Here is a 25,818-nt window from a genome sequence, read left to right as displayed (position 1 = left end):
CGTCATGCGCAGCGTACCGACGGACACGATGAGAGCAGCTGGACCCGCCGCACCGCGCGGTTTCTCTAACAAGGACGGGTTCATGGATTTCGCCATCCTGGGTCCGCTGCAAGTCCGCGAGAACGAACGTGACGTCCATCTTGGGCCGCCCAAGCAGCGGGCTCTGCTGGCCCTGCTGATCCACCACGCCAACAGTGTCGTTTCGATGGATCGGCTGGTAGATGAACTGTGGGGCGACAGGCCGCCCAAGACGGCGCACGAGAACCTGCATCTGTACGTCTATCAGCTCCGCCGCGTGCTCGGCGACCGGCGGCGCATCCGGCGCCTGGAGTCCGGTTACCAGTTGCGGATCGACGCCGGTGAACTCGACGCCGACCGGTTCGCGGATCTCGCGGCGCACGGGCAGCTGGCGCGGGCGGCGGGCGACATGCGCCGCGCCGCCGCGCTCTTCGATGAGGCGCTCGCGCTGTGGCGCGGCACCCCGTACGCCGACTTCGACCGTTCGACCACGTTGAGCGGTGAAGCGGCCCGGTTGGAGGAACGCAGGCTGACCGTGGTCGAAGAGCGGGTGGCGGCCGGCCTCGCGCTCGGACGGCACGGCGAGCTGGTCGCCGAGCTGTCCGGGCTGGTGGCCGAGCATCCGCTGCGCGAGCGGTTCAGCGCTCAGCTCATGGTCGCCCTGTACCGGTCCGGGCGGCAGGTGGAGGCGCTGGAGGTGTACCGCGCGGCGCAGCGCAGGCTCGCCGACGAACTCGGGCTGGACCCGGGCCCCGAGTTGCGGCGGATTCACGAGGGCATCCTGCGCGGCACCCTCCCGGACGAATACTGGCCCGTCGTCGAGCCGCGGCAGGCCGTCGAGCGGATCCCGGCCCAGCTGCCCACGGACGTCGCGGATTTCGTCGGCCGTTCGCCGCAGATCGACATGATCTCGGATCTGCTCGCCCCGCCGAGCCCGCCCGCCCTGCCGCTGGTGGCCATCGCGGGGATGGGGGGCATCGGGAAGACGGCGCTGGCGGTGCACGTCGCGCATCGGCTGGCCGCGGCGTTCCCCGACGGGCAGTTGTACGCCAATCTGCGCGGCATCGAGTCGTCGCCGGTGGAGCCCCCGGTGGTGCTGGGCCGTTTCCTGCGTGCGCTGGGGGTGGATCCGAAGGCCATCCCCGAGGACCCGGGCGAACGCGTCGACCTCTATCGGAGCCGGCTGGCCGGCCGGCGCGTTCTCGTCCTGCTGGACAACGCCGCGGACGAGGCGCAGGTCCGTCCGCTGCTGCCCGGCTCGTCGACCTGCGCGGTCCTGATCACTAGCCGTACGCGCCTGACCGGCCTTGAGGGGGCGCGTCTGCTCGACCTCGATGTGCTGGGCGTCGAGGACGCGCTGGAGCTTCTGGAACGCATCGTCGGGTCAGAACGCGTCGCGGGCGAGAGGGACGCCGCGGTGGAGATCGCGCGGCTGTGCGGGTTCCTCCCGCTGGCGCTGCGCGTCGCCGCGGTGCGGCTGGCGAGCCGGCCGCAGCGCCCGCTGTTCCGGTTCCGTGGCACCCTCGCCGACGAACGGAGGCGCCTGGACGAACTGGCGACCGGCGACCTGGCGGTCCGGGCGAGCCTGTCGCTGAGCTACCACGGGCTGAACGCGCCCACCCGGCGTCTGCTCCGGCTGCTCAGCCTGCTCGGGCCGATCGACTTCGCCGGATGGGTTCCCGCCGCGCTGCTGAACGTGTCGCTGGACGAGGCCGAGAGCCTGCTCGACAGGCTCGTCGAGGCACAGCTGCTCGGCATCTGCGGAGCCGAACGCGCCGGCGGGCTCCGTTACCGGCTGCACGACCTGGTACGGGTCTTCGCGCGCGAGCTGGCCGCGGGCGAGCGGCACGACGACGCGCTGGCCCGGGTGTTCGGCTGCCTGCTGGCTCTCCTGGAACGCGAACACCGGAAGGTGTACGGCGGCGACTACACGACCTTGCACGGCACTGCACCCCGATGGACGCCTGTAGACGTGGAGGAGATGCTCGCCGGACGGCCGAGCAACTGGCTGGAAGCCGAACGGTCCACCATCCTGGCGGCGGTCCAGCAGTCCGCCCGGATGGGGCTGCACGAGCTGTGCTGGGATCTGGCGACGACCGCCACGACGTTGTTCGAGGCCGGCGGGTTCCTCGAAGACTGGTCGGCCAGCCACCAGGTGGCTCTGGCGGCCACGCGCGCCGCCGGCAACGCGCGGGGAGAGGCCGCCGTGCTGAATTCCCTCGGCGCCCTCATGGTGTTCCGGCAGTCCTACGGGGAGGCCCGGAGCCATATCGAGAAGGCCGGCGCCATGTTCGCCGAGCTAGGCGAGCGCCACGGGCACGCGCTCGCGCAGCGCAACCTCGCCCTTCTCGACGGGTTGGCGGGCGAGCTGGAGACGGCGCGACAGCGCTACGAACAGGCCTGTGCGGCTCTTCGTGACGTGGGGGATCGCTATGCCGAGGCGCACGCGAAGCGGGGACTGGCGCAGATCCATATGCAACGGGGCGAGGTCGGCCGCGCCCGGGCCTGCCTGGAGAGCGCGTTGTCGATCTGCCGTGACATCGGCAGCCGCCGCGGTGAAGCGCAGATGCTGCACCGGCTGGGTGAGGCCTACGTGGAGGAGGGGCGGCTGGACGCGGCGGAGCGGGTGTTCCGCCAGGTGCTCGACATCGTCGTGCCCGACGGGGATCGCGTCGGGGAGGTCTACGTCCGGTACGCGATGGCCGACTGCACGGCCCGCCGGGGTCGGATCGGTGTCGCGTTGACGCAGTTCACCGAGGTGCTGCAGAAGTCCCGGGAGACGAAGGAACGTTTCGTCGAGGCATGTGTCCTGTTGGCGCTGGCGCGGCTGCACGCCGGAATGGAACGTTACGACTCCGCGCTGCACCACGCGGACCGGGCGCTGGCGATCTTCCGGGACCTGGCCACTCCCCTCTGGCAGGCCCGCGCGCTGAAAGTCCTCGGCACGGCGCTCGTCGGTGCCGGATCTCAGGAGAAGGCCCGCACGGCCTGCACGGAGGCCCATGCTCTGCTGGATCGGCTGCGGCCGCCCGACCGTGACCACCTGGAGACGCGGCTCGACGCGCTGAGCACGACATATTCGGCGTGCCCGCCGCACGTCAACGCCAGGTATCGGCCGAACCGTGCGACGGGCGGCGGCCGCGAGTGTTCGTCGGCCGCGCAACGCCCCGTGCGCCTGGCCCCCAACGAGAGCTGACCCGGTCGGCGACGGCAGGGCCGCCCGCCCCGGCGGCCCTGCCACATCTATGCCCCAAACAGCACAAAGCGCCCATATAGCCGCCATATAGCCGCGCCGAGCAGGCTCACTCCCATGGCGAAGACGCCGGCCACCGCCGGCCCCGCGGACTCCGATCCGGAGGTGCTTCATGCCTGAGCTCATCACGCTCGACGAGTGCGAAGAGCTGACGGTCAAGCAGGTACACGACCTCTACCGCTCCTATGTCAATCGCAGCCAGGTCTCCCTGATGACCTCCTTCGGCTTCGGCCGGGAACTGGTCGAGCGAGCCGAAGGCGCCAGGATCTACACGCGCGACGGGCGGGAGATCCTGGACTTCACCGGCGGGGTCGGCGTACTCAACCACGGCCACAACCATCCGCGCATCCTGGCCGCCCGCAAACGCTTCCAGGAACTGCGGCGCATGGAGGTGCACAAGACCTACTTCTCGCCCTACGTCGCCGCGCTGAGCCACAACCTCGCCCAGCTGCTGCCCGGCGACCTGAACATGTCGTTCTTCCCGAACTCGGGCGCCGAGGCCGTGGAGGGCGCGGTGAAGGTCGCCTACAAGTACCACGGCGGCCGGCGCAACTCGATCCTGCGCTCGGACATCAGCTTCCACGGGAAGCTGCTCGGCTCCGGCAGCCTGACCGGCGGCGCCCAGAACCACTTCCAGTTCCCCGGCATCCCCGGCGTGGGCACCTTCACCTACGACGACCTGGAGTCGGTCCGCGCCGCGGTCCGCGAGGCCCGCACCGCCGACGGCGAGTGCGACGTGTACGCGCTTCTCATCGAGCCGTTCAGCGCGTCCACCATGCGCGCCTGCTCCGCGGAGTTCCTGCGCGGCCTGCGCGAGATCTGCTCCGCCGAGAACATCGTGCTGATCTTCGATGAGATCTACACCGGCTGGGGCAAGACCGGAAGCCTGTTCTACTTCATGCGCTACCCGGACCTCGTGCCCGACATCGTGACGACCTCCAAGTCGTTCGGCGGCGGGAAGTCGTCGATCTCCGCGTACATCGTCTCGGAACCGATCTTCCGCAAGGCGTACGACAACCTGACCGACGCGATGATGCACAGCACCAGCACCACCTACTACGGGTTCGGCGAGGAGACCGCGACGGCGATCGAAGCGGTGAACATCGTGGTCGAGGACGACTATCCCCGGCGGGCCCGCGACATCGAGCGGGTCCTGGCCCCGGGACTGCAGAAGATCGCCAAGGAGCATCCGGACGTCGTCACCGACGTGGCCGGCGCGGGGGCGCTGCACGGGATCTTCCTCGACGGCGGGCCGAAGGTGCTCGACCTGGTCGCCCGGATGGCGCCCGGCGGGTTCCGCAACGATCCGAGGTTCCGCGCCAAGCTGGTCACGTGCGCGGTGATCAACGAACTGCACCGCGAGCACGGCATCTACACCTACTACACCCTCAACGGGCGCAATCCGCTCGTCGTGGCGCCCCCGCTGGTCGCCGAAACCGAGGACCTGGAGTACTTCCTCGACAGCCTCGACAAGACCCTGGCCAAGGGGCTGCCGCGGCTGCTGACCACGTTCGTCCGCGAGAAGGTGAGCGCGCTGTGGCGATGAAGGTGACGGTGACCGGAGCGGCCGGTGTGCTGGGCTCCCACCTGGTACGCCGCCTGGTGGACGACGGTCACGACGTGCACAGTGTCGACCTGCGGCCCTGGTCCGAGACGTCCGGCGCCGCGAGCCGGCGGCACACCGTCGGCGACGTCCGCGACCCCGAGGTCATGGCCGCGGCGGTGGCCGGCGCCGACGCGGTGGTGCACTGCGCGGCCGCGCTGCCCAGCTACCCCGACGACCAGATCCGATCGGTGATCGTCGACGGGACCCGCAACGTCCTGGAGGCGAGCCGGCGGGCGCGGGTGGACAGGGTCGTGCACATCTCCTCCACCGCGGTGTACGGGCTGCCGACCCGGGTGCCCACTCCGGAGGAGTATCCCCGGGAGCCGGTGGACACCTACAGCCGCGCCAAAGCCGAGGCGGAAACGGTGTGCGAGGCATTCCGCGAACGCGGTATGTGCGTGCCCATACTCCGGCCCAAGACCTTCCTGGGGCCGGGGCGCATGGGACTGTTCTCGATGCTCTTCGAGTGGGCGGAGGAAGGACGGAACTTCCCGGTCCTCGGCCGCGGCGACGTCCGCATCCAGATGTTCGCCCTGGAAGACCTGGTGGACGTGGTCACCACGACGCTGGGGGCTCCGGACGACGTCGCCAACGACACCTACAACGTGGGAGCGGCCGAGTTCGGCACGATCCGCGAGGACTTCCAGGCCGTGCTGGACGCCGCCGGCCACGGCCGCCGGGTCGTGCCGCTGCCGGCCGGACCGGCCTACGCGGCGCTGTCGCTCCTCGAACGCACCCGTCTGTCGCCCGTGTACGGACGGCTGCTGCGCAAACTGCGGTCCGACTCGTACGTGAGCATCGAGCGCGCCCGGACCCGGCTCGGGTTCCGGCCGCGCTACTCCAACCAGGACGCGATCCTGCGGACCTTCTCCTGGTGGCGGGCCGAACGCGCGGCCGGACGACTGGCCAGGACGACCGGCACGACGTCGCGCGAACCGTGGCGGCAGGGGGTCCTCTCGCTCGCCAAGGTCATGTTCTGACGGACACGCGGACCCCAGGCGGTCCCCACGGCGTGCCGCCAAGACACCCAACGTCTTCCATCGTGAGCCAGGAGCCAGCCATGTTCGCGACCGGCCGCTCTACGAAAAGTCCCGAGACCGTACCGCGGCGACCCGCCGCACCGGTGAAGTCCGCGCCGACACCGCATCGGCGCACCAGCCTGGCGGGCGACCTGATCCGGCTCGCCCGCCCGGGCCAATGGCCGAAGAACCTGCTCGTCAGCCCGCTGGCGTTCCTGGACGCGACCGTCTGGACCGCCGCGGCCGGCTGGCGCATGCTCGTGACGGTGGCGACGTTCACCGTCGCCTCCGTCATGGTCTACGTGGTCAACGACATCTTCGACCGGCACCGAGATCGCGAGCATCCGGCCAAGAGGTCCAGGCCGATCGCCTCGGGCCGGATCTCGGTGCCCTTCGCCTGGGGGTTGGCGATCGGCCTGGCGGCGCTCCTGTGCGCCCTGCTCGCCCTGTCCTCCCCGGTGAGCTGGTGGCCGGTGCTGACCTACCTGGCGATCAACGCGGCGTACAACTGGAGGATCCGGCACGTGGCGGTGCTGGACGCCTTCGCCGTCGCCGCGGGGTTCGTGCTCCGGCTGGTCGCCGGCTACATCGCGGTGGACGTGATGGTCTCCGGCTGGCTGCTGGTCTGCGTGCTGTCGCTGTGCCTGATGATGACGTTCGGGAAGCGGCGGAACGAACTGGCGGTCGCCGGGAACGGACACCGTCCCGCGCTCCGTGGATACTCCCCGGTGCTGGTCGACCAGCTCATCCTGTTCACCGCCGTGGTGACCGTCGCGGCCTTCCTGATGTACGTGCACAACGCGGTTCCCGCCGGGGCGTACGAACAGGTGCTGCTGATCCTGTCCGCGCTGTTCGCCCTCATCGGAGTCTTCCGGTACCTGCAGCTCGTCACCGTGCACTCGGCCGGTGGCGATCCGGTGGGGATGGTCCGGGACCGCGTGATCCTCGGCGCCTCGACGCTGTGGGCCATCGCCTGGGGCGTCGCGCTGGTCGCCGGCGACCAGCACCGCGCCTGGATCGACGCGCTCCTGCACAGGACCGGGTGACCGACGATGTCCACTCCCTCTCCGCTGTCCGTCACCGACCGGCGGGAAACCGAGGCCGCCGCGGACACGCGTCGACGCTGGTGCCGTGGCACGCGGCTCCTGGTCGCGGCGAGCCTGGCCTGGCTGGCGTTCGTCCTGCTGCACATCGCCCTGGCCGGACGCCTGTGGCTGTGGCAGCTCTTCGAACTGGCCCCGCCCCTGATGTTCCTGGCCGTGCCGGCGCTGCTGCTCGCCGGCATCCCGCTGCTGCGAATCGTCCGGGACCGGGTCCCCCGGTCGGCCAAGTGGTGGATCGTGCTGACGCTGTCGGCGTCGGTCGCGGTCAGCGCCGGCCGTACCGGCATCAACGTCAGCGCGCTGGGCGCGGAACCGGCGGTGCCCCCCGGTGCGGTGCGGGTGATGGCGTGGAACACCGAGTACTGGAACCAGTTCGACCGAGGCGGCCTCGACCGGCTCTACCCGTTCCTGCGCGGGCAGCGGGCGGACGTCTACCTGCTCTCCGAGCACGCCTCCTTCTCCGGCAAGTACTACCGGTATCCGATCCGCGACAGCGTCCGCCTGCGGCGGGAGTTCCCCGGCTTCCACATGGCGGCCACCGGCGAACTCCTCACCATGTCCAGGTATCCGATCGTGGCCAGCCGCCCGGTCGGCACCACGCGCGGCATCCCGGACGAACGCAACGGGTGGACGGAGTTCTGGAGCGACAAGGCGCTGCGCACGGACCTGCTCGTCGGCGGCCGCACCCTGTCGGTCTACAACGTGCACATCCCCGTGCAGCTGCGCGTGGACGTGAATCCGTTCAGCGGACGGTTCTGGGACTGGCTCCAGGAATCGCTGCCGTGGCGGCAGGGGCAGTACGACGCGCTGGAGCAGGACATCCGCGCCAACCCCAATCCGATTCTGGTGGCCGGGGACTTCAACGGCAGCCCCACGCACATGGGCTTCGACTGGCGGGGCCAGGGCCTGCGCGACGCCATGGGCGCGGGCGGGCCGCTGTTCCCCGCGTCCTGGCCGGAACGGGGCAGCGTGCTGCCGCTCCCGCCCGTCTGGCGGCTGGACTGGACGTTCGTCTCCCCCGGCGTACGGGTCCACCGCTACGCCTTCCGCAGCGCGCGCGACGCCGGCTCACGCGACCCCGGCAAGAAGTGGCGGGCGCTGTCGGACCACCGGACGCAGAACCTGATCATCTCCCTGGGGGACTCGCGATGAACCGGCGCGCCCTCCGCTCCGTCGCGCGACACGCGGCCGTGCGGTGGACCTTGGCGATCGTCGTGGTGACCGGCGTCGCCGCGGCCTTCGTGACGGCGGTCCGGGACCAGCGGCAGGAGATCGTCGCCGCGGCGGCCCGGCTCAGTCCGGCGGCGGTCCTCCTCGCCTGGCTGCTGGTGCTGGCCGGGTCGGTGGCGGCCATGGCGGCCTGGCGCGCCGTGTTCGCCGCGGACGGCGGTCCCCGGGGATGGCGCGCGGCCGCCGGCATCTTCTTCGTCGGGCAGCTCGGCACGTACATCCCGGGCGGCGGATGGCAGCCGATGCTCCAGCTGTACATGGGGCGGCGGGCCGGCGTGCCGGCGTCGCGGATCGTCACCGCCTTCGCGCTGAACGTCGTCGTGTCGGTGTCCGCCGGGCTGACGCTCGGCCTCGCCGCCGCGCCGGCGGTGCTCGGCACGCGGGCGTGGTGGCTGGCGGCGCCCGCACTGGTGGCCCTGGTGGGCATCGCGCGGCCGCAACTGCTGGCCGGGCTGGTGCGCCGCGCGGTCCGGCGGTGGCGTTCCGGGCAGGCCGCGGTGCCGTCGGCGGGACGCATCCGCCGCGCCTACGCCGGGTCGTTGCTCAGCTGGGGCCTGCACGGCGCGCACCTTTGGGTGCTCGCGGTGGCCCTGGGCGCTCCCGCGCTGCGCACCCTGCCGCTCTGCCTGGGCGGAATGGCCCTGTCGATCCTGGCGGGGAGCTTCCTTCCGCTCACCCCCGGCGGCGTGGGGATACGGGAGGTCGTCCTCACGGTCGCGCTGGTCGGCGTCCTGTCGCGACCAGAGATCGTCATCGTCATCGCGGTCAGCCGGCTCGGCTACATGGCCGCCGACGCCGTGCTGGCCGGCCTTCCCTTTCTCGGCCGGGCCCGCCCGGCCCGCCTGCTCCACCCCGACTCCGCTCGTACGTGAGGAACAACCGTGAACGCGACACCCGAACTCGTCTCGGTAATCATCCCGACCTACAACTGCGCCAAGACACTGCCGGCCTGCCTGGAGTCGGTGCTCGGCCAGACCTACGACCGCATCGAGATCACCGTGGTCGACGACGCCAGCACCGACCGGTCGGCGGACATCGTGAAGCGCTACGACTGCACGCTGATCGAGCTGCCGGAGAACCGCGGCCCGGCGGCCGCGCGGAACCGCGGAATCCTGGCGAGCAAGGGCGGCATCCTGTTCTTCCTGGACGCCGACGTGGCGCTCGCGCCGGACGCCGTCGAAAAGTGCGTCCGCATTCTCCGCGAGCACCCCGAGTACGCCGGGGTCTCCGGGCTGTACGCGCCGGAACCGCTGTTCGACGACGGGATCATCGAGCGCTACCAGAGCCTGCACGCGCACTACTGGCGCATGCGGAACGCCGGCGTCGTCCAGGCCGGCTACTTCTCCCTGGGCGCGCTGCGGCGGAGCACGATCGACGAGATCGGACTGTTCGACGAGAACCTCAGGGCGAACAACAACGAGGACACCGAGTACGGATTCCGCATCGGCCGGCGCCACCGGATGCTGCTGACCCCGGAGATCACCGGGTGGCATGACGACGACGACCGGCTCCGGCCGCTGCTGCGCAAGTACTACCTGCGCGTCTCGTCCCTGGTGCCGCTGCTCGTCCGGGACCGTGGGCAGCGCGGGACGCGGGAGGCGGCGCACCGGCCGAGCGAGATCGTCTCCGCCGCCGGGCTGGCGGTGACGGCCGTGCTGACGCCGGCCTTCGGAGCGTACTTCGCGGCGGTTCCGCTGGCCTTCCTCATCGCGTTCGTCTGCGCCGACCCGAAGATGGTGGGTTTCGTCCGGCGCCACGCGGGCGCGCGTTTCCTGCCCGCCTACCTCGCGATCCACTTCGTCATCAACTGCACGATCGCGGCGGCCGCGGCGTACGGAGTCCTGCGGTGGGTCTTCGACCGCCGGTTCAGGCGGCTCTACGAGCGGACGAGCTGACGTCGGCGCCCGATCCGATCCCGGAAGGAGGAACGCCATGAGAACGGGCCGTTTCGTCCGGGCCGCCGCCCCGGTCGCCGCCCTTCTCCTGGGCACGGCCGCCTGCGGCGGACCGGAACCGGCCGCGACCGGCGAGAAGTCCAGGGTCGTGCTCTGGACCGAGGCGGGCGAACACGAGGACCTCTTCAGCGGCTCGCTGACCCGGTTCAACGCGGCACAGTCCGGATCCGTCGTCACCGCGCGGATGTACGAGAACGACCGGCTCAAGAAGAAACTGCGCGACGACATCGACGACGACGGCCCGGACGTCTTCTACAACTGGGGCGGCGCGTCGCTGAAATCGCTGGTGGACAAAGGGCTGGTCGAAGACCTCACCGACGAGCTGGCGGCGAACCCCGGCTGGCGGGAGAAATACCTGCCGTCGACGCTGGCCCCGGTCACCTTCGACGGCCGGGTGTACGGCGTGCCCGCGCTCAGCATGCAGCCCGTCGTCTTCTTCTACAACAAGAACGCCTTCGAACGGATCGGCGCGAAGCCCCCGACGACCCTGGACGAGCTCTTCGCACTGATCCCCCGTTTCCGCAAGAGCGGGATCACCCCCATCGCGCTGGCCGGCAAACAGCCCTGGACGGAGCTCACCTGGCTGGAGTACCTGGTCGACCGGATCGGCGGCCCCGAGGTCTTCCGGCGGATCGCCGACGGAGACCGCACCGGATGGCGGCACCCCGCCGTGCTCCGGGCGGCCCAGCTCATCCGGAAACTGGTCGACGCGGGCGCGTTCAACCGGGACTACGCGGAGATCGCCTACGACAACGGCGAGTCGTTGACCCTCCTGCACACCGGCACGGCGGCCATGGAGCTCATGGGCACCTGGGAGTACATCTCGCTGCTCGACCAGGCGCCGGACTTCGTCGCCGGCGGCGAACTCGGCTGGTTCGCCTTTCCCGCGGTTCCGGGCGGCGAAGGCGACCCGCGGAACATCGTCGGCAATCCGAACAACTTCTACTCCGTGCGCGCGGGATCGCCGCACAAGAAGACCTCCGTCGAATATCTCAGGACCCTCGCGTCCGACCAGCGTTATCAGGACTGGCTGATCGAACACGGAGAGGTCCCACCGGTCAAGGGCGTCGCCGGCCGGCTGGCCGGCAGCGAATACCCGGACTGGCTCGACTTCGTCTACACCACGTGCCTGCGGGCGCCCCATTTCCAGCTCTCCTGGGACCAGGCGATTCCGCCGAAACAGGCGGAGCGGATGCTCGAAAATCTGGCCCGGCTCTTCGAGAAGGAGATATCACCCGCCCAGTTCACCACTGTCATGAGCAAATGACCCACGACCACGACATGAAGGAGAGATCATGCGGTTGGCGCGAGACGGCAGGACGCGACGCGCCGTCGTGACCGGCGGGGCCGGCTTCCTCGGCTCCCACCTGTGCGAACGGCTGCTGCGCGACGGATACGAGGTCGTCTGCCTCGACAACTACAGTTCCGGAGACGCGCGGAACCTGCGGGACCTGGAAGGGCACGCGGGGTTCCAGATGCGCACGTGCGACATCTCGACGCACCTGGCCGTGCCGGGGCGCGTCGACCTGGTCGTCCACATGGCGGCGCTGGCCAGCCCGGTCGACTACCTGGCCTGGCCGATGGAGTCCCTCCAGGTCGGCTCGATCGGGACGCTGCGCGTCCTGGAGTTCGCCCGGGAGAAGCAGGCGCGGCTGGTCCTGGCCTCGACCAGCGAGGTGTACGGAGACCCCGCCGTCCACCCCCAGACCGAGGACTACTGGGGGAACGTCAACCCGATCGGCCCCCGCGCGGTCTACGACGAGGCCAAGAGGTTCGGCGAGGCGGCCGCCGCCGCCTACCGGCGGCTCCATGACACCGACGTCGGGATCATCCGGATCTTCAACACCTACGGTCCGCGGATGCGGACGAACGACGGCCGGATCGTGCCCAGCTTCACCAGCCAGGCGCTGGCCGACCGCCCGATCACCGTCCACGGCGACGGCCGCCAGACCCGGTCGCTGTGCTACGTGGACGACCTGATCGAAGGCATCGTCCGCATGTGCCACACCGATCACCCCGGACCGATCAACCTCGGCAACCCCGAGGAGATGACCGTGGTGGAGATCGCCGAACTGATCAAGGAGATCGCCGGCTCGTCGTCGCCGCTCGTGCACGGCGCGCCCATGACCGACGACCCGTCGCGCAGGTGCCCCGACATCTCCCTGGCGCAGGCCGTTCTCGGGTGGCGCCCGACCTTCACCGCGCGGGCGGGACTGGAGCGGACCGTCGACTGGTTCCGCGACCGGCACCACGCCGGCTCGCGCGTGCGGGACCTGGTCAGGCCCGGCGTCCGCGACTGACACGTCCGCTCCACGACCGGCGCGTCCACCCGCCCCGTCCACCCGACCCGTTCACCCGACCCGCCACGACTGATCACTTCCACGGCCGGCCGTGCCACGCCGCCGCGCGGCGTGGCACGGGCCACCGGGCACACCCCCCACAGAACCGAGGAACTGCAATGCGAGTAACTGTCATCGGCACCGGATATCTCGGGGCGACGCACGCGGCCTGCATGGCCGAGCTGGGCGCGGAGGTGCTCGGCGTCGACATCGACCCCGACCGGATCACCGCCCTGTCCGAGGCGCGCGTCCCCTTCTACGAGCCGGGGCTGGACGAGATGATCCGCCGGCACGTGGGCAGCGGGCGGCTGTCCTTCACCACGTCCCTGCGGCGCGCCGCCGAGTTCGGCGACGTCCATTTCCTCTGCGTCGGCACCCCGCAGCGGCCGGACAGCGGATCGGCCGACCTGAGCTACCTGTTCTCGGCGGTCGACGGGCTGGCGCCGTACCTGCGCCGCACGTCCCTCATCATCGGCAAGTCGACGGTCCCCGTGGGGACGGCGGCGCGGCTGACCGAACGGCTCAGGCGGCAGTGCGGGCCCGACGTCCCGGTCGAGGTGGCGTGGAACCCGGAGTTCCTGCAGGAGGGCACCGCGGTCGAGAACACGCTGGACCCCGACCGGCTCGTCTTCGGGGTGAGCTCGGACTTCGCCGAGCAGGTGCTCCGCGACCTGTACGCCGACCTCATCGCCCGCGGCGTTCCGGTCGTCGTCACCGACATCCCCACCTCCGAGCTGATCAAGTCCTCGGCCAACGCGTTCCTGGCGACGAAGGTCTCGTTCATCAACGCCGTCGCCGAGGTGTGCGAGGCGGCCGGCGCGGACGTGCGCAAGCTCGCCGAGGCGTTGTCGTTGGACCCGCGCATCGGGCACACCTATCTGCGGCCGGGGATCGGTTTCGGCGGCGGTTGCCTCCCCAAGGACCTGCGGGCGCTCCGGGCCCGGGCGGACGAGCTCGGCGTCGGGCACGCGCTGCGCTTCCTGGGCGAGGTGGACGAGATCAATCTGCGCGCGCGGGAGCGGGTGATCGAGCTGGCCCGCGAGGAGTGCGGCGGATCCCTGGCCGGCCGGCGGGTCTGCGTGCTCGGCGCGGCGTTCAAGCCGAACTCCGACGACATCCGCGACTCGCCCGCGCTGGCCGTGGCGGCGGCGCTGCGCGACCTCGGCAGCGAGGTCAGCGTCTACGACCCCAAGGCCGCCGACAACGCGCGCAAGCAGTTCCCCGATCTGGACTACGCCCTGTCCGCCGCCGACGCGGCCCAGGGCGCGGCGGTCGTGCTGCACCTGACGGAATGGGCGGAGTTCGGTGAGCTGGATCCGGCCGCGATCGGCGAGGTCGTGGCCGAACGGCGGATCATCGACGGCCGGAACACCCTCGACGGGGATCGCTGGCGCGCCGCGGGCTGGCGGTACCGCGCGCTCGGGCGCAACGTGCCGCAGCGGCTGCCCGCGCGGCTGCTGCCGAGCCGGCAGCCCGCGGCCTGACCCGATCGTCCGGCCTGGTCCGGCCTGGTCCGGCCTGGTCCGCCGCCGGCCTCGGGTGGGAGGCCGGCGGCGGACCGATGACCCGAAAGCGGAGGTGAGCATTCATGTCGTCCCCCAACCCCCTCGTCACCGTCATCGTGCCCAACTACAACTACGCGGCGACGCTCGGCCGCTGCCTGGAGGCGATCCAGGCGCAGACCTATTCGCCGCTGGAGATCCTGGTCGCCGACGACTGCAGCACCGACGATTCCGTCGCCGTGGCGGAGTCGATGGGCGTCACCGTGATCAGCACGCGGCGCAACGCCGGGCAGGCGGTCGCCCGCAACCTGGGGGCCGCCCACGCCCGCGGCGAGATCCTGTTCTTCGTCGACTCCGACCTGGTGATCGAGCCCGATGCGGTGGCCAACGCGGTCAAGATCCTCAACGCCGACCCGAAGGTCGGCGCCATCTGCGGCATCGAGGACCCGGTCCCGCTGATCAGAGACAAGATGATCAAGGAGTACCGCGCCCTCCAGTACCACTACTGGTCGCTCACGCCCAACGGGATCGTGTCGTTCCTGTTCTCCGCGATGTTCGCCATCCGCGCGGACGTCTTCGCGGAGGTGGGGCCGTTCGACCCGCGGCTGCGCTGGTCGGAGGAGGTCGAGTTCGGGCACCGGCTCTCCCGGAACTACCAGATCCGCCTCACCGCGGACCTGCGCGGCCGGCACGACCCCGACGACTCGCTGCGCGGGCTGCTGCGCAAGCTGTTCCACCGGGGCCGGGTGCGCGTGCCGCTGTACGCGCGCAAGAAGGAGTTCGCCCAGGGATTCGAGACGGCGTCGCGCGTGTGGAGCAGCGTCGCCGCGTTCCTCGCCGTCCCTTCGGTGGCACTGCCGGTCGTCTTCGGCTGGCCATGGGCACTGGCCCCGGTGCTCCTGCTGGCCATTTCCGTCGCCGCGGACGCGGGCATGTACAGGTTCGTCCTGGCGGAGCGCGGTGCGCTGTTCCTGGCCTACTACACGGCGGTGCATTTCCTGGTGAATCTCACCATCTCCGCCGCCGCCATCGCCGGACTGGCCCAATGGGCGACGTCCAGAAAGTTCCGGCGGATGTACGACGACCCGCCCCGGCCGCTCACCCGGCCCACGCTGCTGCCGGAACATCCGTAGAACCCGCGGCAGGAAAGCGCGAGACGGTCGTCGGCTCGCGCTTTCCTGCGCCTTCCCAGGCGACGAACTGTCACCATCGACACACCCTGGGTCAACGACTCCGACGACAGTGAAAACCCATGCAACTCCCTAGAAAACCTCTCAGTCACCACGTACGATCGCCCCGGCTGGCGCAATTGGCGGGTGACCGCCGACCAGCCTCCACGGGGAGTAGCGGTGGCGCGACTCAATGTTCTCCCGGCCGGTCGCCGGAAGTTCTGGAGGGACGACGACACATGAGCGGGCCTGTGCCATTCGCGCGGTCATTGGGGAAGTCCGGCATCAAGATCAGCCCGATGGGCTTCGGCTGCTGGGCGATCGGCGGGAATTTCCGCTTCGACGGCAAGCCGGACGGATGGGGCCTGGTCGACGACCGCGAGTCGGTCAGAGCCATCCACCACGCCCTGGACGTGGGCGTCAATTTCTTCGACACGGCCGACGCCTATGGCGCGGGTCACAGCGAGACCGTCCTGGGCGACGCGCTCAAGGGCCGGCGCGACCGGGCCGTGATCTCCACCAAGTTCGGATTCAGGTACGACTCCGCGACCAAAGAGGTCGCGGGCACCGACACGTCGCCCGCCTATGCCCGGCGGGCGTGCGAAGCCTCCCTGCGCCGGCTCGGCACCGACTACATCGATCTCTACCTGCTGCACGTCGGGTCGGTACCGCAGCCGGTGGCCGAGGACCTCGCCGACGCCCTGGACGACCTGTGCCGAGAGGGTCTCATCCGGTCGTACGGCTGGAGCACGTGGGACCCCGACTGCGCGCGCCTGTTCGCGACCCGGCCCAACTGCGCGGCGGTCGAGCACACCCTGAACGTCTTCGACGACGCTCCGGCCATGCTCGACGTCTGCCGCCGGCACGACCTGGCCAGCATCAACATCAGTCCGCTCGCCATGGGCATGCTGACCGGCAAGTTCACCGCCGATTCACGGCTGCCGGCGGACGACGTGCGCGGCGCCGGCCACGAGTGGGTGACGTACTTCGACGGCGGCCGGCCCGAGAACACGTATCTCGAACGGCTGGACGCGATACGCGAGATCCTGACCAGCGATGGCCGCACTCTCGCCCAGGGGGCGCTGGCCTGGATCTGGGCGCGCGGCGAGCAGACCGTCCCGATCCCGGGATTCAAGAGCGTCCGGCAGGCCGAGGAGAACGCCGGAGCGCTGGAGCACGGGCCGCTCACGCCCCGGCAAATGGCGGAGATCGAGGAGTTGCTGGAGCGGGCACCGGCGGACGCCGGGAGCTAGCCGCGTTCCGGCCGACCTGAATTCACCACCCCCCGGTAACTATCGTTTCGAAAATGTCCGAAAGTTAACCCGGACGCAATGCTCGTCAGGTATCCAGAGTCGGCCATTCGGGTAGACTACCGACTTTCCCGACAACGAGCTCCAACAGCGGACGATCTCGAAAGGGCGGGGGATGGAATTTCAGCTGCTTGGCCCGGTTGAGGTCGTTGTCGACGGAAAGCCCTTTGGCCTGGCCGCACCTCGACAGGAGATCGTCCTGACGATGTTGCTGCTGGAAGCGAATCGTGTGGTGCCGGTCAGCAGGCTGGTCGACGCGCTGTGGAACGAGACACCGCCCGCGACCGCAAAAAGCCAGGTGCACATCAGCGTGTCGGCATTGCGGCGCCTGCTCGGCCGTTCCGGTGCGCAGCTCATCGAAACGCGTTCGCCCGGCTACGTGCTCCGCACACCTGACGACGCGGTCGATCTGAAACGTTTCGAGGACCTCGCGGCCAAGGGCGCGGCCGCGGCCGCCGAGCAACGGCTGCAGGAGGCGACCCGCCACTATCGAGCCGCCCTGGCATTGTGGCGGGGGCCGGCCATGGCGGGCATTGAGAGCCGGGTCATCCGCGTGTACGCCACCCGGTGGGACGAGACCCGGCTCACCGTGCTGGAGGACTGCCTCGACCTGGAACTCCAGCTCGGCAGGCATCGCGAGATCATCGGCGAGCTGAGCGAGCTCGTCGCCGAGCATCCGCTGCGCGAACGGCTCCGCGCGCAGATGATGCTCGCCCTCTACCGGTCCGGCCGGCAGGCCGACGCGCTCGACGTCTTCCGGGCCGGCCGGGAGATCCTCCAGCAGGAACTCGGCCTCGATCCGGGCAAGGACCTGCGCCGCCTCGAAAGCGCGATCCTGGCGAGCGACCGGTCCCTGGACCTTCCCGGCGGCGTGGTGCGGGGTGCGGCGCAGGAATGGCTGGCCGCCACTCCCGCGCCGCACCAGTTGCCGGCCGCCACCGCCGACTTCACCGGGCGCGACCAGCTGATCGAGCAGGTGTTGGCCCTGCTGTCCCCGGACGGGGCCGACGACAGGGCGAGGCGCGTGCCGGTCGTCGTCCTCACCGGCAAGGGCGGGGTCGGCAAGACCGCGCTCGCGTTGATCGCGGCGCACCAGCTTCAGGACCGCTATCCGGACGGCCAGCTGTTCACCCAGATGCGCAATGGGGGCGAGCAGCCGGAGAGCTCGGGCTGGCTGCTGGAACGGTTCCTGCGGTCCTTCGGCATCGCACCCGCCGCGCTGCCCGCCGAGGTGGCGGACCAGGCCGCCCTCTACCGCAGCTGGCTGGCCGAACGCCGGGTGCTGATCGTCATCGACGACGCGTCCAGCGTGAACCAGGTGATCCCGCTGCTGCCGGGGTCGGCGCAGTGCGCGGTGATCGTCACCTCGCGGAACCGGCTCGCCGGGCTGGAGGGCGCCTCCCAGCTGGAGGTCGGGGCGCTCGACGAGCCGTCGGGAATGGCCCTCGTGGCGCGGCTGATCGGCCGGGAACGGGCGGACGCCGAAGAGGACGCCGTACGCGCCCTGGTCGAACTCTGCGACAACCTGCCGCTGGCGCTGCGCATCGCGGCGGCCAAGCTCGCCGCTCGACCGCACTGGCGGATCAGCCGCCTGGTCCGCCGCCTGGAGGACGAAAGACGGCGGCTGGACGAGCTGGATCTCGACGGCATCAGCGTCCGGGCCACCATCTCCTTCTCCTTCGAGAGCCTCGCCGCGGACGCCCGCCGCCTGCTCATGCTGCTGAGCCTGCTCGGGCCGGTCGACTTCGCGTCCTGGGTCGGCGCGCCGCTGCTGGACTGCGAGGTCGACGTCGCCGAGGACACGCTCGAGACGCTGGTGGAGGCCCACCTGGTGGAGGTCCGGATAGAAGAGGACGGACCGCTGCGCTACCAGCTGCACGACCTCGTCCGCATCTACGCGGTGGAGCGGCTGGTCGACGAGGAGCCGACCGAGGCGCGCGGCGCCGCACTGCGCAGGCTGCTCGGCTGCTGGCTGTTCCTCACCGCCGAGGCGCATCGCCGCGAGTACGGCGGCGACTTCAGCGTCCTGCACGGGGACGCCGAGCGCTGGCCCCTCCCCGAAGCCACCACCGACGATCTGCTGAAGGACCCGCTCGGCTGGTTCCGAAGCGAGCACAACGCACTGGTCGCGGCCGTGCTCCAGGCCGGTCAGGCGGGTCTGGACGAGGTCTGCTGGGACCTGGCGATGACCTCGGTGACGTTGTTCGAATCCGGTTCCTACGTCGACGACTGGCGGCAGAGCCACGAACGGGCGCTCGCGGTCGTCCGCGCCGCGGGCAACCGTCGCGGCGAGGCGGCGATGCTCTACTCCCTCGGCACGGTGGCGCTCACCGGGCGGGTGCACGACGCGGCACGCGAGTTCGGGCGCGCGCTGGAGCTGTTCGAGAGCCTCGACGACGTCCATGGCCGGGCGCTGGCGCAGGGCGGCCTGGCGGTCGTCGACCGCCTGGGCGGCATGTACGGTCCGGCACTGACCCGTTACCAGACGGCGCTGGCCGACTTCCAGCGGGTCGGCGACCTCATCGGCGAGGCGCACATGCTGCGGGACATGGCGCAGATCCATATCGACTGGCGGCATTTCGACATCGCCGAGCGGTTTCTCGGCCAGGCCTACGAGGTCTGCCGGAAGCTCGGCGCGCGCCGGGTCACCGCGCAGATCGAGTATGAGCTGGCCGAGCTCTCCCTGCACCGGGGGCACCTGGACAAGGCGGAGGAGACGTTCGGCTCGGTCTGGGAGATCGCCGGGCAGGGCGGTGACATCGTCGGCCAGGCGTACGCGCTGCTCGGCCTGGGTGTCGTCCGGTCCAGGCAGGGACTGCACGGGCAGGCCGAGGCCGATCTCGAGGACGCCGTGAACCTGGCCGACGACACCGGCGATCTGCTTCTTCGCGGGCGGGCGCTGCTGGCGCTGGCGGAGATCGACTTCGATCGCGACAAGGTCGATCACGCCATGCGGAGACTCAACGAGGCGCTCGGCGCACTGAGCGATCTGGGCTCGGCCGCGGTGTGGCGTGCCCGGGTCCTGGAAATGGTCGGCCGCCTGCACGAACACGAGGGGCGCACCGATGCCGCCGAACAGGCATGGCGAGCGGCCGCGAGTCTGGCGGGCGACGCGGACCCCACGCTCGCCGGCCAGCTCTCCACGGCGCTGTCCAGGGTCGCCGGCCACGTCCAGGACTGACCGGCCGGGCTTGAGCCTCCGGGGCGCTGGGGCACGGAAAGGTGCCCGGCGAGCGGTGCGTGACGCGCCGCCGAACGCCCGCGGCCGGGCCTGTTCTCGATACACGGGCCGGTTGGGCCGTTCCACAGCTCGACCGGCGTCGTGGAACGGCCCAATCGGCGTCGTCAACATCAAGGCCGGAAAACGGTCAGATCAGCCCCACGGGGGGCCGCCGGGTGCCGCGCCCAGGAACGGAGCATCGGCCGGCGGCGCGATGACGGCGCACGGGGAACCGTTCGTGTCCGGGTGCGCCTCGGCAACGACGTTCAGCAAGATTTGCGCATCACCGCGCGCGCACATCGCCACATACGTGCCGGCATTCCAGTGCTTCACGGCGCAACTCACTGCCAACCTCCACATTGACCAATTCGTGAGTTCGTCTAGCAGTACTAAACAAGGCCGGGCGCATCCCGTCGCTATCGCAGCCCTATCGGGCGGCCATACCGAAAGCAACAGGATCAGGATTGTTCGGCGATAGCGCCGCGATAGCGGCGGCTGGGAACATTTATCCCCCAACAGCCTTCTGCAGCACCATTGTCAGCCGCCGCAGAACCCGAGCGAAGGCGAGCGCCCCATGATTGAACGCCGACCGTGTACGCCCGTGCCCCCGGCTGTCCGGCTCGCCGCAACCTGAAGCGGACGGATGGGGCCATGAGCATCCTGGTGAGCGTTGTCGACAGCATGCACGGCCGGCCCGCGGAAGGCGTCGCCGTGCAGCTCGGGAGCCAGATCGAGGGAGAGTGGCAGGAGATCGCCAAGGGGCACACCGACGAGGAGGGCGAGTTCGGTGCCCCGAGCGGCGAACTGTTCCTGGCGCGTGGGGTCCATCGGCTGGAACTCGACATCGACGGGTACTACACGACGCTGGGCCTGGCGCCTTTCTACCCGAGGGTCACCATCGATTTCCGGGTGTCGGATCCCGGCGAACGGCACCACATCCCCGTGGTGATAACACCGTTCGCCTGCGCGACCTACCGGGCGAGATGAGCCACCTGGCGCGCGCACGGACGGGCGCGGACGCCGCGAGCCCGCCGCATCCGCGCCACCGTCGCCGCCCCTTGACGCGGTGCTTGTCGGCGCCAGTCGTCTGACCGTGGTGCCGGGCCGAACTGACCGCCGGCGGCGTCCAGCATGCCCGGCAGGGGCCGCCGGTCGGCGGCCTTGGCGCCGGTCGGCGCGAAGGTCACCGGCAGCCCGCCCGGCAGGTGCCGCCGCAGCCTCCGGAAGAACCGCGAAGGCGACAGGCGGCAACCGTCCTCGGCCCCGCCCGCCGGCGCCGACCGGCGGGCGAGGCTCACACGACCGGCCGCAGGTCGGGTCCGCCACCCTCACGGCTCCCATGGCTGAGGCGGCGGTGCGGGGCCGCGGAGGAGCTCCTCGGGGCGCTGGGGCAGGGGTTATTGGCCGTAGAGCCAGTCGACGTAGGTGTAGTCGCGGGGGTCGCGCTGGCGGAACAGTTCGTTGCGCAGCAGCCTGCCGATGCCGTCCACGTGCCAGATGTCGCCCCAGACGCGGGCCGTGCTCTGGACGCGGGCGGTGCGCTCGGTGCGTTCGGCCTCGTAGCGCTTGGTCGCAGCGGCCCAGTCGGGCTCTCCTGCGTCGCCGAGCTGGGTGGCCAGGCAGTGCGCGTCCTCCATGGCCTGGCAGGCGCCCTGGGCGAGGTACTGCAGCATGGGGTGCGCGGCGTCGCCGGTGAGGGCGAACCGGTCGGCGGTCCAGGTGGGGATCGGCAGCCTGTCGTACATGGGCCAGCGGCGGTCCCGCCACAGGGCGGCCAGGGCCTTGCGGACGTCCTCGCACGCCCCGGCGAACGCCGTTTCGAGTTCCTCTGGGCCGCCCCAGTCCTCCTCGCCTCGCTCGTAGGCGGGGGACTTGAACACCGCCACGGTGTTGAGCATCTCGCCCCGCCGCAGCGGGTACCGCACCAGGTGGCAGCCGGGGCCGACGTAGCAGACGACGTCCTGCAAGCCGCCGGCGTCCATGTCGAGGTCCGCTATCGGGAACGCACCCCGGTAGGCCACGTAGCCCGAGCAGATCGGCTCGTCGTCGCTGAGCTTGGCTCGCAGGGTGGAGCGCAGCCCGTCCGCGCCGACGACCAGGGCCCCCTGGTAGTCGCCCAGGTTGCTGTGGACGGTGGCGCCGTCCGGACCGGTGACGACGTCCCGTACCTGGCAGTTGGGGACCAGCGCCACGCCGGCCCGTTCGCAGGCGCGCACCAGGATCGCCAGCAGGTCGCTGCGGTGGATGACGACGTAGGGGCCGCCGTAGCGGCGCACGAATTCGTCGTCGAGGTCCAGGTGGGTCAGCTCGCCGCCGTCCAGGGCGTCCCTGAACAGCAGCCGCCGGGGGGTGACGCCGGCCTCCAGGACCTCGTCGAGCAGGCCCCACTCCCGCAGGATCCGGGTGGCGTTCGGCGCCATCTGCAGGCCGGCGCCGACCTCGGCGAACTCGGGCGCGCGTTCCAGGACGCGGACCGAGTGTCCGGCGGTGGCCAGCGCGTAGGCGGTGGAGAGCCCGCCGATGCCGCCTCCCACCACCACGACGTCGGCAGGGTCAGGTGCGGTGTTCATCGTTGCGTTCCTCGTGCGTGACGTTCAGGGACGTGCTGGGGGTGCTGGGCGTGCTGAGCCGTTCTTGGGTCGGGCGTTCACAGCCAGGGGCCGAGCGTGGGCGCCTTGGGGCTGCGTCCGGTCAGCCAGGCGGCCAGGGCGGCGGCGTCCCCGCGAGTGGCGTGCCTGGACGCGGCCTCGGCGGCCAGGGCGGCGTTGAAGCCCTCGGGCAGGTCGGCGAAGGTCACGCCGTCGCCGAGATCGACGGCGTGCACGTTCACCTCCCGGGCCCGCATCCACGGGATCTCCTCGGCGGGGACGGTACGGCCCTGGGCGGTCACCACGGGACTGCGCCAGGCGTCCTCGGGGAGGGCGTCCATGTCCTCGGCCAGGGCGCGCGCCGACCGGTGGACCAGCGTGCGCAGCTCGCCGGCGGGCAGCGCCGCCAGGGCCTCGATCTCCTCCGCCCGCTGCCGCGGACCGGCGTACATGCGGTTCTCGACGCCGGTCGCGGCCCAGTCCAGCAGCCGCCGCAGGGCTTCGGCGTTGCCGTGGACGTGGGCGACGACGTGCCGCCGCGTCCAGCCGTCCAGCGCGGTCGGCGCGGCCAGTTCCTCGTCGGTGAGCCGGTCGACGGCGCCGAGGAACAGCTCGGTGCCCCGGTCCATCCAGGTGCGCGCGTCCGTCCGGGATCGCGCGCTCATGCCGTCCTCGCCGTGTTCTCCAGGCGGCCGATGCCCTCGATCTCGGTCACCACGGTCGCGCCGTCCGTCAGGTAGCGGGGCGGCTTGCGGGCGTGGCCGACGCCGCCGGGCGTGCCCGTCGCGATGACGTCGCCGGGCCGCAGGGTGATGATCGTGGACGCGTACCGCACCAGGGTGACCGGGTCGAACACCAGGTCGGAGGTGTTGGCCTTCTGCATCACCTCGCCGTCGACCCGGCAGCCGAGCGACAGCGCGGGACGGACGCCGCCGGGCAGCTCGTCCGGCGTGACCATGACGGGGCCGAGTGGCGTGGAGGAGTCGAACGTCTTGCCCTGCAGCCACTCCTTCGTGCGGAACTGCCAGTCCCGCATGGACACGTCGTTCATGATCGTGAACCCGGCGATGGCCCGTTCGGCCTCCTCCTCGGTGGCGCGCCGGACGGTGCGTCCGATCACCACCGTCAGCTCGGCCTCCCAGTCCACGGCCGACGACTCGGGCGGCAGCAGGATGTCGTCGCGGGCGCCGATCAGCGCGTCGGCGAACTTCGCGAACAGCGTGGGGTGCTCGGGCAGGTCCCGGCCCATCTCCAGGATGTGGGGACGGTAGTTCAGCCCCACGCAGAGGATCTTGCCCGGCCGCGGCACGACGGGCGCGAACACGGCCTCCGCCACCGGAAGCGCCTGCCCCCGGGCGGACGCCGCGACGTCGGCCCAGTCGTCGCGGGCGAGCAGGGCGCCCACGTCGGGGGCGTCCAGCAGGACGTGGCCGTCATCGGTGAGCCGGGCGGCGCGGGTTCCCTCGTCGGTGCGGACGGTCGCGAGCTTCACTGGGCGGTCTCCTTGTACTGGACGCGGTGCTGGTGCAGCCGTTCGAAGATGGGGGCGTCGCTGAACCGGAACAGGTCGAGCCCGCCCTCGGTGGCCAGCGTCAGCGGTTGCCACGACGGCACCACGAACAGGTCGCCGCGCTGGACGCTCCAGCTCTGCCGGCCCACCGTGACCTGGCCGGTGCCGTCGAACACCTGGAAGACGGACGAGCCGACCTCCTGGCGCGGCGCGGTGGCGGTGTCGGGCGCCAGCCGGTGGAACTCGGCCCGCACGGTCGGCATCACGTCGCCACCGGTCGTGGGGTTGGTGTAGCGGACGGCGGCGTGCCCCGGCTCCACCGTGGCGCGGTGCCCCTCGGCCTCCAGCGCGAGCTGCTCGGCAAGCGCGCGGTCGGTGTACTCCCACCGGTAGGCCAGCAGAGGCGTCGCCGGTGTCGGCTCCAGGTGCGTCAGCGGCCGCAGTCCCGGATGCCCCCACAGCCGTTCCGAACGGGACCGCTGCGGCGTCTCCCGGGTCTCGACCTCGTCGGGGCCGAACTCGAAGAAGGTGGACTCGACCAGGTGCTGGAACGGGATGTCCAGCCCGTCGATCCAGGCCATCGGCGCGTCGGTGTCGTTGTGGTGGCCGTGCCAGTGCCAGCCCGCCTGCGGCAGGAAGTCACCGCGGCGCATCGCCACCGGGTCGCCGTCCACCACCGTCCACACCCCCTCGCCCTCCACGACGAAGCGGAAGGCGTTCTGGGTGTGCCGGTGGACGGGCGCGTCCTCGCCCGGGTTGAGGTACTGGATCGCGGCCCACAGCGTGGGGGTGGCGAACGGCCGTCCCCCCAGCCCCGGATTGGCCAGCGCGATCGCGCGCCGCTCGCCGCCCCGCCCGACCGGCACGAGCCGTCCGGCCCGCTCGGCCATGGGCAGCAGCCGATCCCACCGCCACAGGTGCGGCACCGCCTTCGACCTCGGCGTCGGCGGCATGAGATCGCCGATCTCGGTCCACAGCGGCACCAGCAGTTCGGACTCGAACCCCCGGTACAGCTCCTCCAGCTCGGGCGTGCGCCGCGGCTGGTCGTCGGCGTCGGTGGCCACGATGGTCACCGGAGATCCGTCGGTGACGGTCATGGTGGAAGCCTCCTTCGTGGGACGGGAGACGGTGCGCTCGCGAGGGACGCGGACGCCACGTCTCCAACATTCCGCACATTCCGGATGGCGGATAAGCTTTTTCTGCTATGAGGAACAAACCGCCGTATGCGCTGAACTCCGTCGACCACGCGCTGCAACTGGCCGCCCTGCTGCAGCAGGAGGGGCCGCTGCGGGTGACGGACGCGGCCGAGCGCCTGGGCGTGGCGGCCTCCACCGCCCACCGGCTGCTGGCGATGCTCGTCTACCGCGACTTCGCCGAACGGCTGCCCGACCGCCGCTACGGCCCCGGCAAGGTGCTGCGCCCGGCGGAGACCTCCGAGGCGCCCGTCGCCCTGCTGCGCCGCGCCGGCATCCCCGAGATGCGCCGCCTGGTCGACCAGACGCAGGAATCGGTCAACCTCATGGTCCTGGCCGGGACGGAGGTCCGCTTCGTCGCCACCGTCGAATCCCCGCAGATCCTGCGCGTGGGCGACCGGGAGGGCCGCTGCCTGCCCGCCCACCTGACCTCGGGCGGCAAGGCGATCCTGTCCGCGCTCACGCCCGAGGAGCTGGCGGCGTTCTATGAAGGCGTCGACGACATCGACCTGCCCCGGCTGCGCCGCGAACTGACCCTGGTCCGCAAACGCGGCTTCGCGATCAACCATCAGCTGACCGAGACCGGCCTGACCGCCATCGGCACCGCGATCAAGGACGACCACGGCCGTCCCCTGGCCGGCCTGTCGCTGGCCCTGCCCACCGCGCGCTTCGACCGCGACACCCTGCCCACGTGGGTCAACGCGCTGTCCGCCACCGCACTCCGGATCGAGGGAGCCCTCGCCGGGCCGCACCTGTGACTGCGGGGTTAGAAGTGGGTTTTGGTGATGAGTTTGCGTGAGCGG

Annotated in this window: 20 protein-coding genes; 15 read left to right on the top strand and 5 right to left on the bottom strand. The window is 71.0% G+C overall.

Translation table 11 applies throughout. The annotated features are described in order from the left end of the window. Positions 1-82: 82 nt before the first annotated feature. From ABD811_RS33210 to ABD811_RS33150, 13 genes are all read left to right on the top strand, one after another. Positions 83-3,214, top strand: a complete 3,132-nt coding sequence (locus ABD811_RS33210; RefSeq protein ID WP_344955699.1) for an AfsR/SARP family transcriptional regulator — start codon at positions 83-85, stop codon at positions 3,212-3,214. Positions 3,215-3,383: 169 nt separating this feature from the next. Then, positions 3,384-4,817 (top strand): aspartate aminotransferase family protein, encoded by a 1,434-nt coding sequence (locus ABD811_RS33205; RefSeq protein ID WP_344955697.1) that lies wholly within the window; start codon positions 3,384-3,386, stop codon positions 4,815-4,817. Then, a complete protein-coding gene (locus ABD811_RS33200; RefSeq protein ID WP_344955974.1) occupies positions 4,814-5,857 on the top strand; it encodes an NAD-dependent epimerase/dehydratase family protein in 1,044 nt (347 codons plus the stop codon). Before ABD811_RS33205 ends, ABD811_RS33200 begins: the two co-directional genes overlap by 4 nt. 143 nt (positions 5,858-6,000) lie before the next feature. Further along, positions 6,001-6,942 carry a UbiA prenyltransferase family protein gene (locus ABD811_RS33195; RefSeq protein ID WP_344955695.1) on the top strand — a complete coding sequence of 314 codons (942 nt, stop codon included), beginning with the start codon at positions 6,001-6,003 and terminating at the stop codon, positions 6,940-6,942. A 6-nt stretch (positions 6,943-6,948) separates the two neighbouring features. Beyond that, the gene (locus tag ABD811_RS33190) at positions 6,949-8,151 is read left to right on the top strand and encodes an endonuclease/exonuclease/phosphatase family protein (RefSeq protein ID WP_344955694.1); all 1,203 of its coding nucleotides are present in this window, start codon (positions 6,949-6,951) and stop codon (positions 8,149-8,151) included. After that, positions 8,148-9,101 carry a lysylphosphatidylglycerol synthase domain-containing protein gene (locus ABD811_RS33185; protein WP_344955692.1) on the top strand — a complete coding sequence of 318 codons (954 nt, stop codon included), beginning with the start codon at positions 8,148-8,150 and terminating at the stop codon, positions 9,099-9,101. Before ABD811_RS33190 ends, ABD811_RS33185 begins: the two co-directional genes overlap by 4 nt. Positions 9,102-9,110: 9 nt before the next feature. After that, a complete protein-coding gene (locus tag ABD811_RS33180; protein ID WP_344955690.1) occupies positions 9,111-10,124 on the top strand; it encodes a glycosyltransferase family 2 protein in 1,014 nt (337 codons plus the stop codon). 37 nt (positions 10,125-10,161) lie between these two features. Beyond that, positions 10,162-11,451 (top strand): ABC transporter substrate-binding protein, encoded by a 1,290-nt coding sequence (locus tag ABD811_RS33175; RefSeq protein ID WP_344955688.1) that lies wholly within the window; start codon positions 10,162-10,164, stop codon positions 11,449-11,451. A gap of 28 nt (positions 11,452-11,479) precedes the next feature. Beyond that, positions 11,480-12,484 carry an NAD-dependent epimerase/dehydratase family protein gene (locus tag ABD811_RS33170; RefSeq protein ID WP_344955686.1) on the top strand — a complete coding sequence of 335 codons (1,005 nt, stop codon included), beginning with the start codon at positions 11,480-11,482 and terminating at the stop codon, positions 12,482-12,484. A 158-nt stretch (positions 12,485-12,642) separates the two neighbouring features. Continuing rightward, positions 12,643-14,007, top strand: a complete 1,365-nt coding sequence (locus tag ABD811_RS33165; RefSeq protein ID WP_344955685.1) for a UDP-glucose dehydrogenase family protein — start codon at positions 12,643-12,645, stop codon at positions 14,005-14,007. 104 nt (positions 14,008-14,111) lie between these two features. Next, positions 14,112-15,158, top strand: coding sequence for a glycosyltransferase family 2 protein (locus ABD811_RS33160; RefSeq protein WP_344955683.1), 1,047 nt, complete (start codon positions 14,112-14,114; stop codon positions 15,156-15,158). A gap of 275 nt (positions 15,159-15,433) precedes the next feature. Further along, positions 15,434-16,447: an aldo/keto reductase gene (locus ABD811_RS33155; RefSeq protein ID WP_344955681.1), complete on the top strand. Its 1,014-nt coding sequence runs from the start codon at positions 15,434-15,436 to the stop codon at positions 16,445-16,447. Between the two features lie 262 nt (positions 16,448-16,709). After that, positions 16,710-19,685 carry an AfsR/SARP family transcriptional regulator gene (locus ABD811_RS33150; RefSeq protein WP_344955679.1) on the top strand — a complete coding sequence of 992 codons (2,976 nt, stop codon included), beginning with the start codon at positions 16,710-16,712 and terminating at the stop codon, positions 19,683-19,685. A 192-nt stretch (positions 19,686-19,877) separates the two neighbouring features. On the opposite strand, the gene ABD811_RS33145 is transcribed toward ABD811_RS33150, so the two are convergent. Next, positions 19,878-20,057, bottom strand: a complete 180-nt coding sequence (locus tag ABD811_RS33145) for a hypothetical protein (protein ID WP_344955676.1) — start codon at positions 20,055-20,057, stop codon at positions 19,878-19,880. A gap of 318 nt (positions 20,058-20,375) precedes the next feature. Here ABD811_RS33145 and ABD811_RS33140 point away from each other — a divergent pair, with 318 nt between their 5' ends. Further along, positions 20,376-20,711 (top strand): hydroxyisourate hydrolase, encoded by a 336-nt coding sequence (locus tag ABD811_RS33140; protein ID WP_344955675.1) that lies wholly within the window; start codon positions 20,376-20,378, stop codon positions 20,709-20,711. A gap of 410 nt (positions 20,712-21,121) precedes the next feature. Here the strand turns inward: ABD811_RS33140 and ABD811_RS33135 are convergent, their stop codons facing one another. From ABD811_RS33135 to ABD811_RS33120, 4 genes are all read right to left on the bottom strand, one after another. Further along, positions 21,122-22,294 carry an FAD-dependent oxidoreductase gene (locus ABD811_RS33135; RefSeq protein WP_344955673.1) on the bottom strand — a complete coding sequence of 391 codons (1,173 nt, stop codon included), beginning with the start codon at positions 22,292-22,294 and terminating at the stop codon, positions 21,122-21,124. Positions 22,295-22,371: 77 nt separating this feature from the next. Further along, entirely contained in the window at positions 22,372-22,977 is a 606-nt protein-coding gene (locus ABD811_RS33130; protein WP_344955671.1) for a maleylpyruvate isomerase N-terminal domain-containing protein, read from the bottom strand. Next, on the bottom strand, positions 22,974-23,804 hold the full coding sequence (locus ABD811_RS33125; protein ID WP_344955669.1) for a fumarylacetoacetate hydrolase family protein: 831 nt from the start codon (positions 23,802-23,804) through the stop codon (positions 22,974-22,976). The genes ABD811_RS33130 and ABD811_RS33125 overlap by 4 nt, the downstream gene beginning before the upstream one ends. Continuing rightward, positions 23,801-24,919: a cupin domain-containing protein gene (locus tag ABD811_RS33120; RefSeq protein ID WP_344955667.1), complete on the bottom strand. Its 1,119-nt coding sequence runs from the start codon at positions 24,917-24,919 to the stop codon at positions 23,801-23,803. The genes ABD811_RS33125 and ABD811_RS33120 overlap by 4 nt, the downstream gene beginning before the upstream one ends. Positions 24,920-25,026: 107 nt before the next feature. Here ABD811_RS33120 and ABD811_RS33115 point away from each other — a divergent pair, with 107 nt between their 5' ends. Beyond that, a complete protein-coding gene (locus ABD811_RS33115) occupies positions 25,027-25,773 on the top strand; it encodes an IclR family transcriptional regulator (protein WP_344955666.1) in 747 nt (248 codons plus the stop codon). Positions 25,774-25,818: the final 45 nt, after the last annotated feature.

Source organism: Actinomadura miaoliensis (assembly GCF_039536785.1).
Classification (GTDB): Bacteria; Actinomycetota; Actinomycetes; order Streptosporangiales; family Streptosporangiaceae; genus Spirillospora; species Spirillospora miaoliensis.
Note: the sequence above shows the minus strand (reverse complement) of the source record. Positions and strands in the feature narration are given on the sequence as shown.

What these genes read in the sequence shown, in the direction of transcription:
- ABD811_RS33210 (WP_344955699.1), top strand. Translation starts at nt 83, where the DNA reads ATGGATTTCGCCATCCTGGGTCCGCTGCAAGTCCGCGAGAACGAACGT.
- ABD811_RS33205 (WP_344955697.1), top strand. Translation starts at nt 3,384, where the DNA reads ATGCCTGAGCTCATCACGCTCGACGAGTGCGAAGAGCTGACGGTCAAG.
- ABD811_RS33200 (WP_344955974.1), top strand. Translation starts at nt 4,814, where the DNA reads ATGAAGGTGACGGTGACCGGAGCGGCCGGTGTGCTGGGCTCCCACCTG.
- ABD811_RS33190 (WP_344955694.1), top strand. Translation starts at nt 6,949, where the DNA reads ATGTCCACTCCCTCTCCGCTGTCCGTCACCGACCGGCGGGAAACCGAG.
- ABD811_RS33185 (WP_344955692.1), top strand. Translation starts at nt 8,148, where the DNA reads ATGAACCGGCGCGCCCTCCGCTCCGTCGCGCGACACGCGGCCGTGCGG.
- ABD811_RS33175 (WP_344955688.1), top strand. Translation starts at nt 10,162, where the DNA reads ATGAGAACGGGCCGTTTCGTCCGGGCCGCCGCCCCGGTCGCCGCCCTT.
- ABD811_RS33170 (WP_344955686.1), top strand. Translation starts at nt 11,480, where the DNA reads ATGCGGTTGGCGCGAGACGGCAGGACGCGACGCGCCGTCGTGACCGGC.
- ABD811_RS33165 (WP_344955685.1), top strand. Translation starts at nt 12,643, where the DNA reads ATGCGAGTAACTGTCATCGGCACCGGATATCTCGGGGCGACGCACGCG.
- ABD811_RS33160 (WP_344955683.1), top strand. Translation starts at nt 14,112, where the DNA reads ATGTCGTCCCCCAACCCCCTCGTCACCGTCATCGTGCCCAACTACAAC.
- ABD811_RS33155 (WP_344955681.1), top strand. Translation starts at nt 15,434, where the DNA reads ATGAGCGGGCCTGTGCCATTCGCGCGGTCATTGGGGAAGTCCGGCATC.
- ABD811_RS33150 (WP_344955679.1), top strand. Translation starts at nt 16,710, where the DNA reads ATGTTGCTGCTGGAAGCGAATCGTGTGGTGCCGGTCAGCAGGCTGGTC.
- ABD811_RS33140 (WP_344955675.1), top strand. Translation starts at nt 20,376, where the DNA reads ATGAGCATCCTGGTGAGCGTTGTCGACAGCATGCACGGCCGGCCCGCG.
- ABD811_RS33135 (WP_344955673.1), bottom strand. Translation starts at nt 22,294, where the DNA reads ATGAACACCGCACCTGACCCTGCCGACGTCGTGGTGGTGGGAGGCGGC.
- ABD811_RS33130 (WP_344955671.1), bottom strand. Translation starts at nt 22,977, where the DNA reads ATGAGCGCGCGATCCCGGACGGACGCGCGCACCTGGATGGACCGGGGC.
- ABD811_RS33120 (WP_344955667.1), bottom strand. Translation starts at nt 24,919, where the DNA reads ATGACCGTCACCGACGGATCTCCGGTGACCATCGTGGCCACCGACGCC.
- ABD811_RS33115 (WP_344955666.1), top strand. Translation starts at nt 25,027, where the DNA reads ATGAGGAACAAACCGCCGTATGCGCTGAACTCCGTCGACCACGCGCTG.